The following is a 17,625-nucleotide window of genomic DNA, read 5'->3' as shown; positions in this document are numbered from 1 at the left end:
TGTTGTTGTAGTTTATATAACAAAAAAACCTCGAACATTCCAAACGAATGTTGAGGTTTTTCAGGGTATATCTTTACTGTTTAGAGTTATATCGCTATCGCATTACGTATCATCGATTAAATGATATTGATCTTATTCAACGGCCAATAGCGGAAAACGACTTTGCCTTGGATCAAGTCTTCATCGACTAAACCAAACATGCGGCTGTCTTTTGAGATCAAACGATTGTCGCCCAGTACCAAGTATTGTCCTTCCGGAACAGTGAATTCAAAATCACTGGTGAACGTTTCAGCATTTTCAGCTTGCGATTGGAAGGCTGAATTATAAGAATATTCCTCTTGTAGTTTGTCTTCTGAAAATTCTTTTTTATACTCATCTAAGTAGGGTTCATCTTGCTTTTCCCCATTGATGTATAGTTGATCATCTTCCATTTTCACAGTATCGCCTGGCATCCCAATGATTCGTTTGACGATCATCCGTTCTTCATCCCCAGGTTCTTTTGTTGTAATGATATCCCAGCGATCAAAATCTGAGATTTTAGATGAAATCAAACGTTGCCCATCATGTAACGAAGGGTCCATGGAATGACCACTCACTGTGACTGGTGTGAATACATAGACTCTTGCCAAAATGATGGCGGCTAAAACAACGATCAAGATTCCCCAATTTTTCAAAAAGTTTTTCACTTTATACCTCCTATTAACCAAACATTTTTATGTTATTTTTTATTTATTTGTTAGCTATTCTTTATTTTACATTTTTTATCGATTAAAAGAAAGAATAAGTGTCGGATCGTGTTGGGAATAATCCGTTTTTTTTAGAAATGTTTTTTGAACTTCATGTATCTTTAATATTAGAGCTAAATAAATACTCGATGGAGAAGATTTATCCTACACTTTTGATTTTTTTCTTCGTTGGCTTCGACTATATGTCACTTCACCTTCTTGTTCTTTTGGTTGATTTTTCTTGATGATCAACTTCAAACGATAGGGTTCATGGTATCTAAGACCATCTTTGACAAAATCACCGCCTGCAAGGAATAAGCCTACGGGTTCAATATGATCTTCTGGCGAGTCGACCTTGATCGTTCCTACTTTTTCCATGCTGGAATAATTACGGCCGATACTTAATTGATAAGTTTTGTCGGAGACTTTTTTCACATAATAGTACGGATAAAGTGTATTTCGATCAATCAAGAACCCGTCCATTCGACCAAGTTCATTGACCTTGATCTCCCCTTTTTCAATCAAATAGCGCATATTCTCTGCTAGTTTCAATTGGTAGTCTTCATCGAATAGAACATTGGCTTTTTCTGTATTGACTTTGTCGATATTGCCGTTGTTCCCGCGAACCGTTTCTCCTTCAATATTGAATGCTTCATCAGGTAGATATTTCACGATCACTTGGGTCACATCGGCTTTTGAATTTTTATCAAAAAAGTAATAAAACACATTTAGAACAGTGAAATATAAAAGAACTAAAAAGCCTAATCCGTATAAAAAGAACTGCAAATAGTTTTGATTTTGCCATAATCCATAAACAATCCGTAAAAGGTAAACAGTCGGAATCACACTTAATATAGTATAGCCTCGGTTCAAATATTTAGGACTGATATCTAAATATCCTAAAAACTTGTGTATCCCATTGATGATATCTAATATAAATGTCATTCTTCATCACCTGCCTGTTGATTATACATCTGTGTTTCAGCGGATTGCTCTGTAGGTGCATTATTTTCATTTAGATTGCCTTCACTTGGCGTAGAAGTACTTGGCGTTGTATTAGGCGTCGTACTGCTTGGTGTAGTGGCACTTGGCGTCGTACTTGAACCGCTGTCGTCCCCTTGATTTTGACTAGTCGAATCGGTCGTATATCCTGTATTCCCTTCATCCACGGAACTTTCTGGTATTGAGTTTTGGTTGTATGTAGAATTGGTTGTGTCTTGTTCTACAGTCGTCGGTGTTGTTTCTACCGTGTCATTCGTTTGCCCTGTTCCTTCATTGGTAGAAGTTGTCGTAGTCTCTGTGGAACGACTTGGTGCACGATAGCTAGAACTATTAACAATGCCTGTTGTGGTAGCAACAATCGTCGAAATCGTCAATACAGCGATTGGCTTTAATATAGGTGCTACTTTTCGCATATTCTCTCATCCTTTTCCTTGTTGCCACTTGAAGTCTTGATCCGTTTGGCAAAAATTGGTTTTTCTCACACGTATTCTTTAGTTTTACCATAAATTTCTTATTTTTTTCTTATTTTTTCATGAAACTTTTGTGTAGATTTACTCGAATGTTGCTTTAGTCGTAATCAGACAGTCTATGACTGGTTGATACACTTCATTTTATCATGGATCTCCCTCCAAGTTCTTTCGTAAAGTCATCTTTATTATAAGACACTTTTCCAATAACTAAAATCCTAGTAAATTTTAGTTTTATTATTTCTTTGTGTATTTATTTTATTGTCGGTATACTGGAAGAAACATCTAACAAGGAGGATCGAATTTGTGCAATTGAATCTTTTTTTTCGGAAATGGCGAAGGCGTAGTGCAAGATATGCTTCTAGTCACTTTTCTTCTATTCAAATTATCGTATTTTATTATATTTTAATGACTATGATTTCTTTGGGCTTATTTTACATCCCATTTTTCCGAAATCCGGGTAGTCATGCTTCATTTATTGACATGCTTTTTATGGCTATCAGTACGATCAGTGTCACTGGTCTTTCGACATTTGACATCCACGCGATTTTTAATAACAATGGCATTATTTTACTTGAAGTGTTGTTTCAAGTGGGTGGTTTAGGGATCATGATGATCTCAACGGCATTTATTATCTTTTCTAAGCGACGGATCACCTTACGTCAAAGACAATTGATAATGACAGATATGAACCAACCACGTTTATCTGGTATCGTTCGTTTGATTCGGATCACTTTTGTCATATTGCTCTGGTTCCAATTGCTATTTGGTGCTTTGTTCTCCGTTTATTTTTATATTCGCGGCTATTTCGATCATTGGCACGAAGCCGTTTTTCATGGATTTTATCAAGCTATTTCCGCGGTCACGAATTCAGGATTCGATATTACTGGTGAGTCGATCAAGCCATTTGAACATGACTATCCTTTTTTATTTATGATCATGTTCCTGATTTTCATTGGTGGAATCGGTTTTCCGGTATTGATGGAGTTTCGAGAATGGCGCTTGTATCGAAAAACGAAAGCCAAGATTCCTTTTCGGTTCTCTTTGTTTACAAAACTCGCCGTCCTCGCCTTTGTCATTTTATTTGTAAGCGGAACTGTCTTGATTTTTCTACTTGAAAAAAATCACTTGTTCAAAGATCTCCATCCTAGTGTCCAGTGGATCAATTCAATGTTTTATTCTATGACAACTCGTAATGCGGGTTTACAGATCCATGATCTAGGAGATTTTCAAATCACCACCTTGATCGTCTTTTCCTTATTGATGTTCATTGGTTGTAGTCCCAGTTCTGTCGGCGGGGGTATACGGACCACGACTGTGGCGATCATTGGCCTTTATCTTTATTCGTTTTTGAAAAGTGAAGATAACATTAATATTTTTGGTCGTCGAATTGATGAAGATGATGTCCGAAAATCAGTGGTCGTTTTTATGCTCTCCTTAGGGATGTGCTTCTTCTGTATTCTTTTTTTATCTGCCACGGAGAAACAACCGCTGATCTCAATCATCGTGGAAGTGACTTCTGCTTTTGGTACAACGGGGTTATCGCTAGGAATTACCGGTGATCTATCAACAGTCGGTAAAATCACGATCGGTGCGTTGATGTTTATTGGACGTATCGGGATGTTGTATACATTAATGTTATTTGTGCCAAAAGAAACACGAGATTTAGGTTATGAATATCCTACTGAGAAAATCATTATCGGGTAAGCTAGTCTATCGTTACCATAAAAAACCGATATGTAACAAGCAAGGAAGCGATCGTTTTTCGTTTTCTTGCTTCTTTCATTTTTGTTTTGCGAACAGTATAAACTTTTGTAAAATAAGACAAAGCAATTTAACCTTTTTTTCAACATATGGTATGATTAGTTGAATTTATTTGTAATTATGACGTTTTGGAGGTTACATAATGGGAATACGCAGTCAATTTGCGATTGCAGTTGGTAAAACCGCACAATGGGGACTAAAAACCTTTTTTAAAGGAGGATCAAGTTTACCTGGTAAAATTGCTTTATCGATCGATCCTCATATTTTAGATACATTAGCAAAAGACTATCAAGTCGTCGTCGTAACCGGAACAAATGGAAAAACATTGACGACCGCTTTGACCGTCAATATCTTACGACAACAATTTGATGAAGTCTTGACGAACCCTACTGGCGCAAACATGGTCCAAGGAATCGTTTCGACTTTTTTACAAGCAAAAGCCGGAAAAGGCCAAAAGAAATTTGCGGTATTAGAAATCGATGAAGCCAGTCTAAGCAGAGTGACTGAATACATCAAACCTGAACTATTTTTATTTACAAACATTTTCCGTGACCAAATGGACCGTTACGGTGAAATCTATACCACGTATAAAATGATCGTGGATGGTGCCGCAAAATCACCAAATGCTACGATTATCAGTAATGGCGATTCACCGATCTTCAATTCAGTTGAGACCGTCAACCCTAGAAGATATTATGGATTTGATCACGAAGAAGATCATGAACAGATGGCCCACTACAATACAGATGGCGTGTTGTGTCCGAAATGTCATCACATCTTGCACTACAAAATGATCACTTATGCAAACTTAGGTAAATACTATTGTCCAAATTGTGACTTTAAACGTCCAGAACTGGATTATCGTTTGACAGAAATGAAACGAATGGACAACAAATCAGCTGATTTCGTCATTGATGGCAATGAATATGGCATCGAAGTTGGTGGCATGTACAATGTCTATAATGCTTTAGCAGCTACTGCGGTGGCTGAATATTATGGTGTTGTTCCTGAAAAAATCAGACAAGGCTTAGGGTATGACGAAAAAGTATTTGGTCGTCAAGAAGTCATCGAAATCGATGGCAAGTCCTGTACCTTAGTCCTAGTCAAAAATCCTGTAGGGATCAACCAAGTCATCGACATGATGGGACATGCACCGTATCCATTTTCACTAGTTGCCCTCTTGAATGCGAACTACGCAGATGGCATCGATGTGAGTTGGATCTGGGACGGAGAATTTGAACGCTTTGCAGATATGGATATCCCTGCTGTGATTGCTGGTGGCGATCGCCACACAGATATGGCACTACGTTTGAAAGTAGCGGGTATCGCTGAAGACAAATTGACACAATCAAAAGAATTGACTGATGTCATTGAGAAAATCAAGCAACTACCGACGGATCATGTCTATATTTTAGCGACCTATACAGCTGTCTTACAATTACGAAAAGAATTAGCGAGTCAAGGCTTTATCAAAGGAGGCATGAATCGTGGCTAACTACGAATTACGCATTGCCCATCTCTATGGGAATCTGATGAATACTTATGGTGACAATGGCAATCTCTTGATGCTCCAATATATCGCCAAAAAAATGGGGGTCACTTCTCATACTGAGATCGTTAGCATTCATGAACCCTTTGAGGCAGATAAATACGATTTAGTTTTCTTTGGAGGTGGTCAAGATTTTGAACAAATGATCATTTCAAAAGATATTCAAGAAAAGAAAGAATCATTGACTAATTATATTGAAAATGATGGTGTCGTACTTGCGATTTGTGGCGGTTACCAACTACTTGGTCATTATTATATGGGCGCAAACGGTGAAAAAATCCAAGGAATCGGTGCGTTGGATCATTACACCTTAAGCCAAGAGAATAATCGCTTCATCGGTGACATCGTGATCCACAACGAAGAGTTCAACGAAACCTATTATGGATTTGAAAATCATAATGGTCGCACATTTCTTGGCAAAGGCGAACGCCCGCTGGGAAAAATCGTCAAAGGTCAAGGGAATAATGGGGAAGATCAATCAGAAGGTGTCATTTACCGCAACGTTTACGGCTCCTATTTCCATGGTCCGATCTTAGCACGTAATGAACATTTAGCAGAGCGTCTAGTTCGCTTAGCATTAGAGAAACGTTATGGAAAAGAACTTGATCTACCAACAGTTGCCGCAGCTCCAATCAAGTAAACAGCGAAAAACCTCTAAAAATATCTAAGATATTTTTAGAGGTTTTTTTACAATCCACTTGTTTATTCCATTGATCATATCAAGAATCAAGCCACTTGTTTCGCATAACGCATCACGTTTTGCTTGATGTTACTGATCGTTGTCGGATCATGGATACCTGTGACTTCTTGGATCAACTGATCCATATTTTCTCGCACTTTCATCTCTTGCAGTTCACGACTTTGCTCATCTTCAGGATCATAGTAGTTGAAAATGATCCCCATCGTAGCTGTCAAATGTGGACAAGTCAAATTGTATTCTTGCAATTCCCGAACCGGACGAGTAAAGCGTTCTTGATAACCTAACTTACGTAAAGGCGTTCGAGCTACCCGAGTGATGGCATCTGAGATATATTTATTTTGGAAACGTTGGATGATTTTCTCAATATAGGCTTCATGTTGTTTATTATCAAAGCCCCATTTTGCTTCCAGTAAGCTTCCTGTTTCCTGTAGCACTGATTTTAGTTGGGCAACGACTAACGAATCTTGCATTGCCTCATCGATCGTTGCATATCCTAATAATGCACCGGTGTAAGCTACAGTCGCATGTCCTGTGTTCACACTAAATAGTTTTCGTTCAATATATGGTTCCAAATCTTTGACGTATAGTACGCCATTTAACGAAATCTCTTTATTTTTTCGTTGCGTATCATCAATGACCCATTCTTTAAAAGGTTCCACTTGCACAAACAAAGGATCTTCATGTTGTTGCATCGGCACGATGCGATCCACTGCTGCATTCGGAAATCCGATCGATTGATCTGCAAAGCGAGTATCTGACAGATATTTATAGACTTCCATTTTTAGATGCTCAGAGCCACCAATCATATTTTCACAAGCGATGATGTCTAGTGGTTGCTGATTGCCCTCTTGTTCTCTTTGCTCGATCCCTTTTGCAATCAGTTCAGCAATGAAAGGCAAAATATTGGGACCGATCGCTGTGGTCACAAGATCTGCTTGTGCTATTTCTTTGATCACTTGTTCAGGCTGTTTTTGGTTGTTCAATCCGCGAACGCGTTCAACGATAAGTTGTTTTTTCGATTCGTCAGCTAGTTCGATCGTATAACGTCCTTTTTCATTTAATGAATCGATGATCTGTTCGTTGACATCAACAAAAGTGATGTCAAACCCATTCTCAGCTAAAACTTCTCCAATAAATCCTCTGCCGATATTTCCGGCACCAAAGTGTACTGCTCTCATTCGTCTTCTCTCCTTAGGCAATTGCTAGATTGTGTGTGACTTCTTCTTTACTTAGTGCATCTGCTAACTGGACAACATTGTCCATGTCGCTACAATAAAGAGCGATTTGTTGCACTAATTGCAAATGTTCTTCACCTACGCCAGCGATACCAAACAAGACTGTCGCAATCTTCTCTTCTTGTTCAGTGCCGAAATTGACACCATCTGGCACTTGGATCACACAGATCCCTGATTTTTTTACGAATGCTTTGGCTTCATCTGTTCCATGAGGGATCGCGATAAAATTCCCCATATAAACGGATAACATCGCATCCCGTTCCACCATTGCGTCAATGTAGGGTTCTTCGACACAACCGGCTTCCACTAATTTTCTTCCACAGTATCGGATGGCCTCTTCCTTTGTGGCAAAAGCCTTATTCAACTCGATCATATCAAATGCTAATTCAGACATTTTATTTCCTCCTTACGCTACTTTTTTCAAATAGTGAGCAATCGTTTCATATTTTTGTGGACTGACCATCGTCGCCACTGAAAAATGAAGTGAATGCGGTGCCACTGAACGTGCTTCCTCAGACAAGGATTCTCTTGAAACGATCAGTGTATTCGGTTGCTCCGTCAACTCATCAATATTGATTTTTTTCAGAGGGATCTCCAGTTGGTTTTTCTTCAAAATATCTTTCAATAAGGACAATCCCATTGTCGCTGATCCTGCACGATCGTCATGAACAAGTAAAATCTCTTTGATATCTTTTAATTCAGATAAATCCAAATCATCTGTTGGAGTAGTAGAGACTGGTTGGTTTGGCTGTGTTTCTTCCTTACTTCCTAATGCTTGGATGATCTCATCATACTTTGGTGAATTTAAGAAGTTTTCTACTGCAACAAAATGAGCATGTGGCGCTTTTTGTTTTGCTCGTTCCTGCAACTCAACTTGAGTCACGATCAATACGTCTGCTTCATCAGATAATTGACTGATGGCTTGATTCGTCACGAGTTGAGGTAAGTGATGCTCTTGGACTTTTTTTCTTAACAAGGAAGCACCCATCGCACTTGACCCCATTCCAGCATCACAGGCAAAAATGATTTTTTTGATCGCTGATAAAGCTGGTTGTCCCTGACTAGTTGTTCCAGTTCCTTTCGCTTGTTGTTTCGCTTGACGAGTCGCTTCCACTGATTTTTCAAAATCTTCACTTGTTTCTTTCGCATCAGCTTTTAGAATGACTGCAGAAATCCCGAAAGAAACGGCTGTTGCAGCGACGATCCCTAAAATAACTGGTAAGTAAGCACTCAATGGTGCCATTGCTAAAATGGCAATGATCGAACCCGGTGAAGCTGGCGCACGTAATCCTGCATCCATCAATTGGAAAACGAAACTACCCGTCATCCCACCAAAAATCACTGATAAGAATAATAACGGTTTCATCATTACGTATGGGAAATAGATCTCATGGATTCCACCTAAGAAATGGATGATCATTGCACCCGGTGCAGATGATTTTGCCGCGCCTTTGCCAAATAATGTAAAAGCCAACAATACACCTAGACCTGGTCCAGGATTGGCTTCCAACAAGAACAGGATCGATTGACCGGCTGTAGCCACTTGTTCCGTTCCTAAAGGAGTCAAAATGCCATGGTTGATTGCATTATTCAAAAACAGGATTTTCGCTGGTTCGATAAAAATACTCGTCAATGGAATCAAATTTGCATTTAAAATTGCTTCAACGCCTGTTGCCATCGCTTGCGTCAGTGTATCCACCACTGGACCAATTGCAGAAAAGCCGATCAATGCTAACGCAAAACCGATCAATCCTGCAGAGAAATTATTGACCAACATCTCAAATCCTGATTTGATATGTTTTTGAAACACTTGATCAAATTTCTTGATGGCAAAGCCACCTAATGGACCCATGATCATGGCACCTAACATCATCGGAATATCTGTCCCAACGATCACACCCATCGTCGCAATTGCTCCGACGACTGAACCACGATCACCACCGATGACTTTCCCTCCGGTGTAGCCGATCAATAAAGGAATTAAATACGTCAACATTGGGCCGACCATCGTAGCAAACGCTTCGTTTGGTAAATAGCCATCTGGAATAAATAAGGCAGTCAAAACACCCCAAGCAATCAACGCACCGATATTCGGCATCACCATACTAGATAAGGTACTTCCTAACTTTTGTACTTTTGCTTTGAATGAAATTTTATTTTTTGGTATCGTCTCTTCCACTTCAATCGCTCCTTTATCTCTTTCTTTAATCAAATTGTATCCGCTTACCATTGAGATAAATAGTCGGATTTTGTCACAATCATTTGTGCCAAAACATGGAGTGAGCAAAATGAGTGATTTGATGAAAGGCTTCTGGTACCGATTAGAGACGCTGAAACAATTATTTCCTTCATTTAAGGGAGCTTTTTATTTGTAGATACCTACGAAAAAGCGCATCCTCGTGATCTTTTAGACTCTTTTTTTGCAAAGTGAGTTTTTTATTCCGTTGATTCTCCTAATCGAGCCAGTCGCTCTTCCCAAAGCGCTACATTTTCAGACGTGTTGGACGATGCCTCATAGAATGTAATGAAATCTAAAATAATCGTTCCTTGCTCTATGTATGCCGCCATCACCGCTTTTAATTCTTCCGTTTGGATCTGTTCAAATGCGTCTTTCGCTTTTTCCATTTCTTTTACTTTCAACCAATCAAGGCTTTTTTCAAAATAAAACTGATCCAGTGCTAACGTGACCTCCGGATGTTTTAAGTGGCGATTCAAGACAACGACTTCTTGTACTTGTTCTAGCTTCAAATAAGCAATCGCTAACTTGACTTGGCGCTTTTCCGTCAATTGTTCCACGTGGGTCACAATTACTGTTTCCCAATCGTTTTGATAAAAAGCCAAATCAAAGGTGGCATTTCCTGTTGGCTTTTGCTCATTCAACTTCTCTACCCAAGAAAATTCCTGTTCTTCTACTAAGTGATCGATCAATTGCTGATACCGAGCGGGATATTCTTCCGCTGCTTCTTCATATGCACCTAGTTCTACCAATGACTGCCATGAACTTTTCTGATTTTCTTTGGATGTCGTTTGCTCGTTATTCGTTCTTTGTTCGATCCACATGTTGCCTTGAACCACAGCAAAAACGATTACTCCACTAAGAAGTAATCGCTTGATGATTTTTTTCCAATTGATTTGTAACAACTGATTTTTTTTCAGCGTGTTGCTTGAATGAGGGAACTGACTCTTCTCTTTTGTATTGGCTATTTCTTGCTCCCAGTGTTGACTTAAGATCTCTTCAATCTCCTCTGTCAAAGGAAATTGAAGCACTTTTTCTATCATCATTTCTCCCTTACGATCATAAATACGTATGCGACATTGTCCTTGTGTATTTGCCAGCAAGACTCGTCGATTTTCAGTTTCTAAATCTTCCAAAGCCTGAAACAAATCCAACTGAGTCTCTTTTACTTGTAAGTGATGGATCTGATCGATGATTACAGTTTCTTTCGCCATACGTTGTCACTCCCCTCATTCATTTTTGTTGCGTCCATTTGTAAGGTCTTCCTTACTCAATCATTGTATTTCCATAAAAGAAGACAGCTGTTCGAGATCATCCAAGACATAACGATGATTTTTAGCGTCATAGAGATAAGTCAGTTTGACACCCACATGGTGGCGAATATCTTTTTTTACAACTCCGCCTTCTTCATTCAATAAAGACGTCGTAAAATCAACCAAACAGAGGACTTCAACCATTTCCCCGTTCGTTTGTTTAAAATAATGCTCGCTTTTGAGCCAGCGACTGAAGCCAAATCGCTGCGGACTATGCGTTTTTTCACCTTGTTCTGTTTTTACTTTATCTTTCATCTTGTTAGAAAGAGCATCAACATATGCAGAGTAATTGTCGCCGACTGTTTCAAACGTATAATAAGCTTGTAAAAACTCTCTGACTTGTGTTTCCGAAACTGGGCCAGCTTTCTGTTCAGACTCTTGTGAACGAAAGCCTATAGACCGGCCAACACTAAAAGTCACACTGCTAAACAGTAAGAAAACAATAATAAGATAAAGAAATCTGGATTTCGGGTTCATTTGTTTTCTCCCAACAATCGATAGAAATAAACAGGCGCTAGCTGGAGATCACCCGCATAGCCTTCAAATGGAGTGATGACGATATCGCCTTCTTGACCATACCCTCGTACAGTAGCAGGTGTGCAATGAAGGATCGTTTTACCACCATCATCTAAAAATAGCCCTGTATGACCATAATTACCTAAAGAGTGGCCTTTCTTCCCCCATACAAACAAATCACCGGCTCTGACATCTTCTCGATTGATCGGTATCAGGAAAGTCCCTTCCAAAGAATACAATGTCTCCGTGCTACCTAGTGGCACAGGCAAGCCAACACTTCTCATCGCCCACAGAACAAAAGAAGAGCAATCATGATAAGGAAAGGTACCTCGTTCAAAGCCTTGTGAGTATTGAACGTTTTGACGATACAATGTTCTGGCTTGTGTCAACACCTCTTGCCCCACTGTATGATCCGATTGCCAGAGTAAGCTCATCTCTTTACTGCCACCTAGTTGCACAAATAATTCTTTGATCGCCGGTACCCAGTATTGGTTTAATCCCAGGGGATCATTACTTGCACCTACAGGACAATACACACTTCCGAGTTGCTCGACTGTCAGCAGTCTTTGGTTCACGATCAATTGGTTTAGTGTTCGAGCAGTGGCGGCAATCCCTTCTTCAAGTGTGGCGTAGGAAAGCAACTCGTTTTCTCGCATCAAGCCACCTGGATTGTTCTTTTCTCGAATTCCTTCGCTCGTTCCCCAAGCAGTTTCGTGGATCATGATGGCTGCTAGAACAATGGGGGAGATATTATTCTTTTTAGCTTCTTGGATGATTGTTTCTGCATGATCACTAAATGCGTGACAATGTAGTAGAATCACTTCTCGAAATTTCTGTTCATTGAATGCAGTATCTGTTTCAATGGGATCAAGCTGTGTCTCATTGTTATCGACTACATTGGGGAGATAAAAAGCTGGATTGACGATTTCACCTTTTTTCTGGTAAGACAGATGCAGTTCCTCTTGTTTTACTCGCCCAATCTCTGTCCCCACCGATACCATCTGTCCTTCAGTAGCTGTTAGATATACATCATGATAAGTAATGGTTTGATCGTCCATTGTGATGGTTACGTTCTCTCGGTCTCTTGTAATTTCTCCAGCGATCACAGCGACTATACTTTCTTTCGGTTCTGTCTGGATGAGCAGTCCTTCAAGTAAGCTTTTTTCTTGATTGCTTACGTAATACCCAAAGCGTTGTTTTATGCGTAAAGAGTCTGTTTCTTTCAATGGATTGCTTAATTCAGTCAAACTTGCATAAAGACCAATTTCTGCTAACAGCTGTCTACGTTCTTTCCACTCTGGCGTCCAAGTGATCACTTGCGACAATGGCTGTGATGTTACTTTGATTTGTCTCCCGTCACTGTCTACTTGCCACATCTGCTCATGCAATCCTTGGATCGTTTCTTTGAGAACATCTGGATTTCCTAATTGGTCATCGCCATAAACCATATCTAAATAAATCAGCACCTCTTCAATGTCAGTCCTGATCACGACTTCATTTGCAGCCACTACTCGTTCATTTACTAGAATCGAACTCTTAGTTGAGTTTAATTCTAGTGTCAATTCCGCATCCAATTCGGTCAAATATTTCCAGACCTTCGTCAATTCAAGCTCATTGATTTTGATCGTAGCAGACGAAACGAAGCCGATCATACTGAAAAAGAGAAAAAATATGAGAATGCTAACACCAACAAATAGGTAAAGGCTGACTTTACTACTGATCGAAGTTTTATTTCCAAGTAAAGAGAAATCAACTATTTTTTTCTGATAGTCAAGCATGACTCTGCGAGGATCTTTGGTGTTTCTACGCAGAAAATGTCTGTTACTCCTTCGTTTATTTCGTGATTTCACGATCTCTTCAATGCCTACATCGTTTTTTTTCATGGCGATACATCCTGTCGTAATCTGTGGCGTTCGACAGGATCAGTGGTGATCAACTCATAAAGTTTTGTTGTTGGATCAACAGTATTGGAGAAAGGAACGATGGCGTTGCCTGCGCGTATCAGCCCTGCCCCTTTGATAGGATTGAGCAATTGTTTTTGTTGCTGATACGAAAGATTGAACAAAGAAGACAGCTCATCTAGATCACTTTTCGCTTGTTTCAACATAATGATAAATTCCGTATTACTTAACATTCGGCGTGCTTTATCTGATAATAATAAGGTTTCGACATTTTGGGTAATACCAGTGGCAATCGCGCCCCATTTACGGATTCGGCTCCATAGTTCAAAAAAATAATTTTCACAGTAGGGATCATTTAACAGGAGTTGCATTTCATCAATATAGATCCAAGTAGTGATTCCTCTGTCTCGATTGCGAACGACCCGATTCCACACTTGTTCCAAAACAACCATCATCCCAAAAGTTTTCAATTGGTTCCCTAGTTGTTTCGTATTGTAAATCACAAAACGTTTATTTAAAGAAACATTAGTTGGTTTAGAAAACATCGAAAGTGAACCATCGATGTATAACTCTAAATCTAACGCCAATGTCTGCGCCTCTTTTTCCGGTTGTTCTTTTAAAAGCGGAAACCAATCTTCCGCCAATGTCGGAGCTGATTTTTCTGAGTTTTTTTGAAAATTGAAATACGTCAATCGCGTGACACGGTCAATGATCGATCGTTGTGCTGAAGTTAAACCAGTTGGACCACCGATCAAAGCTTCACAAGCAGTCAACAAAAAGTCAGATTTCAATTTTACTGGATCTGCCTCTCCTTTCAAATCTTCTGAAATATCGAGTAAGTTGATGAAGGTATTGGTATTAGGGGCGATATTGATGATTTGAGCATCAAAATCATTGCCGATGATCGTATCTTCATCTTCCGGATCAATCGAAATGACTTCATCTTCGGGATTTTTAAGTAACGTCGTGATTTCTTCATATTTTTTGGCTACACCTTTGCCTGAACCAGAGCTACCTAAAATCATGCCACTCGGCGTGTTTAGTTGCTTACGATCGATCCTTACACTATTTTTGGTCATTTCATTTTGCCCATAATATTTGCCATCTATATGATCAAGATCTTGCGCTGAAAATGGAATAAAAATCGCTGTACTTTCTGTCGTCAACGTCCGTTGTTGTTCGATCCAATTTTTGCCTAAAGGTAAGACCGAGTTGAATCCTTCATCTTGTAGATAGTCTAATGCATTGAAATGACAACGATTTTTACGTCCAACATGTTGGACTTGTTCCGCAATATCAGCTAGTTTTTCTTTGGTCTGAGATCGGAAATAAACGAGGAAGGTAACAAAATATAATTTTTGGCCGGTTTTGACTAGATCGTCTAATAAAGCTTCGGCTTCCTTGATACTATTGGTCAATTCATACGGAATACTTGAATAAGGATCATAGCCTTTTTGTGTCGCTTTTCTTTCAGCAGTTGTTTTGTCTCCTTCCATATAAGCTTTTTTAATTTGAACCAACTGATTTGCTTTTTCAGAATCCACTGGTTCAATGTGGATCGATAAACACAACTCTTCGCCAATATCCATTAATTCTAAGATCAATTTATCTGAAAGTTTGGTGGGGTAATCTTTCAAATAAAGGACTTGGGCATAGTCTGAGCCAATTTCGATATAGTCTTTTGCTTTAAAGCTAAAACTTGCAGGGGTAACCACTGCTTTTGTCGACAAACGGCTATAAACTAAATCTGTATAATTGAACTGAAACCATTCATTAGGTTTGATCAATTCATGGAGCAGTTGCAACCGTTCTTTGCCAGAAAGTGTTTGACTACTTGATTCGATTTCCGAAAGGCTATGACTAAGTTGTTGTTCGATACGTGTCAAGGAATGCTTGGCTTGGTCATAATCAGTGGCCTGCGTGCTGAAGGTCAATAGATTTTGTTTGCTAAAATTCGTTCCTCCTTCTGTTATGGTTCGTCGAAGCATTTCATTCAATTCTCGACGGTAGATGTCCTGTCTCTCCCCTGTTTCTTTATAGAACAATTGCTTTTCAAGTTCCTTTTGTTCCATTCGCTTTTTTTTCAAGGTAATCGTTAGATGTGTTCGGTCATCACAACTATCTAGTAAGGTACAATACCCTTGAAAAATAGCTTGTTGGTCTTCTACAGGTGCAATTTGGTAATTGACATCTGAAAACTGGATACTTTTTGAATATCGTCCAGAAGTGAGTTCACAAATTCCACTTTCATACATTTTTTCATAACGAATCTTCCTTTGTGCATGTTTGGCTGGTGCTGATTTTCGTTCTTTTTTTCCTCTTTTTTTCTTTTGCTTGTGTAATAGTTTGGTTAAGGAAGACTTTTTAATTCCCTTGTTCACTTCGATATTTCTCTGTTTTACTGATTTTCCTCGTTGAAATCCCTTCATGATCTTCCTCCAAACGAGCATTTTGATATGGATAGTGCTTTGTTGCGATAAGATGGCGCCAACGGATAAGGAGATATTTTTCTAAAGGTAACTGATTTTTTTTGATCCAACCCACCGATAAAATCGGACTAGTAAAAAACATCAATACAATTCCTAGATCATCAATTGAATAGCTCCAAATAAAATGATTAAGTAGGCCGACCGGTAAAATCACGATTAAAGCCAATGCAATAACGATAACCTGTCTTAAAGAGAAGCCAAAAAAGATCTTCTCTTGATACTCTTTGATTTCTTTTCTGATCACGACTTCAATTGCCATTTTTCACACTCCTTTTCCCACTCAGGCCGCAACGATGATCGCTTTCGACCATTTCATGGTGTAAAACAAACACATGGATAGCGCCAAGCAATTACCGACGATCGCACTGATCACTGCAATCATCCCCTGCGTCTCATCAAATGAAAAAATAGTACTCACTAGTAGTGGGTAGATATTCAACACGATAAAAAGCAATACACCTTGTAAAGATGCCGCACCAAATAGTTTTAAAAAATTCTTTCCGACATGCCCGATTTCTGTATTCACTAAAGCGACAATCGGTAAAGGTGAGATACTCAAATAAAGATACATTTCTAAAAAACGTAAAAAGATCAGCACTTGAGCAAGGACGCTAACAATGATCGATAGAATCAAGGGAACGAGTAAAATCATCAACAACACCATTTTTTCAAAAAAACCTAGCTGATCGATCTGCTCCATCACGTTGAAGATATCCATTGTCTGATCTGTCACACCTCGGATCTCCAATTGATTGATTCCTTGACTAACAAAAATACCTACATCCATAATGGCATTGAGGAAAACCATCAAGTGACGTAAAAGCAGTACGGTCAACCCGATTTTGATAAACAATGGCAAGAAAAGATCCAGTCCACCAAACTCTGACTGCTTGCCATATAGTCGATGTGCGAGTTGTTGAAATTCGATCAACAATAGAAAACCTAATAGGGAATAAGCAATAGGTTTGATGACACTTTCCATGATCGTCACACTGTAATGATAGATTTCCGGCAAATAGTGTTCGAGATTTTGTAAAAGACTATTTTTATGATTCGTTGATAAACTTAATTGTTCTGCAATCGTTTGTAGTAAAAATTCGATCGCACCGTCCATCCTTTTTCGCTCCTCACATTGAAATATTCGTGATCCACGCACCAGCAGCTAAAATCACTGCACCCCCAACGATTTGAAAAATGGCATGTTGCATTCCTGGCCCATTATGCTCTTTGATTGCAACGCCTAATTGGATAATGCCCCAAACGGTCAGTAAGCTTCCTGCAGTAATCACCCCGTTGGAAAATAAAGACATTGCTTGATTGAAATAATCCATTTGCATCTGCTACTCAAAATATAGACAAATATATCTATATCGAGATTTCTCTACTACTTCACGTAGTTAGAATTACTGTTTCATCGAATGCCGCCTCGTCACTTCCACACTACTACGGTTTGTCTCATTCTCCACAGTCGTTAATTCCCGACTAAGCCATCGGTACATATGCAAAGTTCCGATCTTATGCAATCACTTTGTATTCCTTCACATCTTTCAAATTCATGCTCGCGTTATAATCTCTATCTGCTACATATCCACACTTCTCACAGTGATAGGTACGCTCAGATAGCTTTAAATCCACTTTCTTATGCCCACATTCATGACATCGTTTCGAGCTAGGATAGAATCGATCGACTAGTCTTAACTCAATATGATAGACTTTACATTTATCTGC

The 17,625-nt window shown here is 39.1% G+C and carries 17 protein-coding genes; 3 read left to right on the top strand and 14 right to left on the bottom strand.

Going from position 1 to position 17,625, the window contains the following annotated elements; genetic code table 11:
• Positions 1-116 precede the first annotated feature (116 nt).
• The 3 genes from lepB to I2F89_RS07810 all read right to left on the bottom strand — a co-directional run bounded on the left by lepB (position 117) and on the right by I2F89_RS07810 (position 2,140).
• A complete protein-coding gene (lepB, locus tag I2F89_RS07820) occupies positions 117-686 on the bottom strand; it encodes a signal peptidase I (protein WP_010736630.1) in 570 nt (189 codons plus the stop codon).
• Positions 687-890: 204 nt separating this feature from the next.
• On the bottom strand, positions 891-1,670 hold the full coding sequence (locus tag I2F89_RS07815; protein WP_010736631.1) for a DUF6681 family protein: 780 nt from the start codon (positions 1,668-1,670) through the stop codon (positions 891-893).
• Complete coding sequence (locus tag I2F89_RS07810) at positions 1,667-2,140, bottom strand: hypothetical protein (RefSeq protein ID WP_023520277.1); 474 nt, start codon at positions 2,138-2,140, stop codon at positions 1,667-1,669. The genes I2F89_RS07815 and I2F89_RS07810 overlap by 4 nt, the downstream gene beginning before the upstream one ends.
• Before the next feature lie 360 nt (positions 2,141-2,500).
• On the opposite strand from I2F89_RS07810, the gene I2F89_RS07805 reads away from it, so the two are divergent.
• The 3 genes from I2F89_RS07805 to I2F89_RS07795 all read left to right on the top strand — a co-directional run bounded on the left by I2F89_RS07805 (position 2,501) and on the right by I2F89_RS07795 (position 6,147).
• Positions 2,501-3,901, top strand: a complete 1,401-nt coding sequence (locus I2F89_RS07805) for a TrkH family potassium uptake protein (protein ID WP_066025797.1) — start codon at positions 2,501-2,503, stop codon at positions 3,899-3,901.
• Positions 3,902-4,100: 199 nt separating this feature from the next.
• Entirely contained in the window at positions 4,101-5,453 is a 1,353-nt protein-coding gene (locus tag I2F89_RS07800; RefSeq protein ID WP_195514145.1) for a Mur ligase family protein, read from the top strand.
• Positions 5,446-6,147 (top strand): type 1 glutamine amidotransferase, encoded by a 702-nt coding sequence (locus tag I2F89_RS07795; RefSeq protein ID WP_195514143.1) that lies wholly within the window; start codon positions 5,446-5,448, stop codon positions 6,145-6,147. Before I2F89_RS07800 ends, I2F89_RS07795 begins: the two co-directional genes overlap by 8 nt.
• Before the next feature lie 86 nt (positions 6,148-6,233).
• On the opposite strand, the gene I2F89_RS07790 is transcribed toward I2F89_RS07795, so the two are convergent.
• From I2F89_RS07790 to I2F89_RS07740, 11 genes are all read right to left on the bottom strand, one after another.
• A complete protein-coding gene (locus I2F89_RS07790) occupies positions 6,234-7,385 on the bottom strand; it encodes a mannitol-1-phosphate 5-dehydrogenase (protein ID WP_071866882.1) in 1,152 nt (383 codons plus the stop codon).
• Positions 7,386-7,398: 13 nt separating this feature from the next.
• Positions 7,399-7,836: a PTS sugar transporter subunit IIA gene (locus I2F89_RS07785; protein WP_019723779.1), complete on the bottom strand. Its 438-nt coding sequence runs from the start codon at positions 7,834-7,836 to the stop codon at positions 7,399-7,401.
• A gap of 12 nt (positions 7,837-7,848) precedes the next feature.
• Positions 7,849-9,621, bottom strand: a complete 1,773-nt coding sequence (locus I2F89_RS07780) for a PTS mannitol-specific transporter subunit IIBC (RefSeq protein ID WP_108173556.1) — start codon at positions 9,619-9,621, stop codon at positions 7,849-7,851.
• Positions 9,622-9,878: 257 nt separating this feature from the next.
• A complete protein-coding gene (locus I2F89_RS07775; RefSeq protein ID WP_195514141.1) occupies positions 9,879-10,892 on the bottom strand; it encodes a hypothetical protein in 1,014 nt (337 codons plus the stop codon).
• A 60-nt stretch (positions 10,893-10,952) separates the two neighbouring features.
• Positions 10,953-11,468: a hypothetical protein gene (locus tag I2F89_RS07770; RefSeq protein ID WP_195514139.1), complete on the bottom strand. Its 516-nt coding sequence runs from the start codon at positions 11,466-11,468 to the stop codon at positions 10,953-10,955.
• Complete coding sequence (locus tag I2F89_RS07765) at positions 11,465-13,390, bottom strand: peptidoglycan amidohydrolase family protein (RefSeq protein ID WP_195514138.1); 1,926 nt, start codon at positions 13,388-13,390, stop codon at positions 11,465-11,467. Before I2F89_RS07765 ends, I2F89_RS07770 begins: the two co-directional genes overlap by 4 nt.
• Positions 13,387-15,789 carry a VirB4-like conjugal transfer ATPase, CD1110 family gene (locus tag I2F89_RS07760; protein WP_416379326.1) on the bottom strand — a complete coding sequence of 801 codons (2,403 nt, stop codon included), beginning with the start codon at positions 15,787-15,789 and terminating at the stop codon, positions 13,387-13,389. Before I2F89_RS07760 ends, I2F89_RS07765 begins: the two co-directional genes overlap by 4 nt.
• Positions 15,773-16,156, bottom strand: a complete 384-nt coding sequence (locus I2F89_RS07755) for a PrgI family protein (protein ID WP_195514134.1) — start codon at positions 16,154-16,156, stop codon at positions 15,773-15,775. Before I2F89_RS07755 ends, I2F89_RS07760 begins: the two co-directional genes overlap by 17 nt.
• Before the next feature lie 21 nt (positions 16,157-16,177).
• Positions 16,178-17,011, bottom strand: coding sequence for a hypothetical protein (locus I2F89_RS07750; RefSeq protein ID WP_195514132.1), 834 nt, complete (start codon positions 17,009-17,011; stop codon positions 16,178-16,180).
• A 13-nt stretch (positions 17,012-17,024) separates the two neighbouring features.
• A complete protein-coding gene (locus I2F89_RS07745; protein WP_010736645.1) occupies positions 17,025-17,228 on the bottom strand; it encodes a hypothetical protein in 204 nt (67 codons plus the stop codon).
• Positions 17,229-17,412: 184 nt separating this feature from the next.
• On the bottom strand, positions 17,413-17,625 hold a 213-nt coding region (locus tag I2F89_RS07740; RefSeq protein ID WP_153188055.1), incomplete at its 5' end, for a zinc ribbon domain-containing protein.

The sequence above is a fragment of the Enterococcus sp. 1001283B150225_161107_E12 genome, from assembly GCF_015556925.1.
Taxonomy (GTDB): domain Bacteria; phylum Bacillota; class Bacilli; order Lactobacillales; family Enterococcaceae; genus Enterococcus_B; species Enterococcus_B mundtii.
This window is presented reverse-complemented; position numbering and strand designations above follow the sequence as displayed.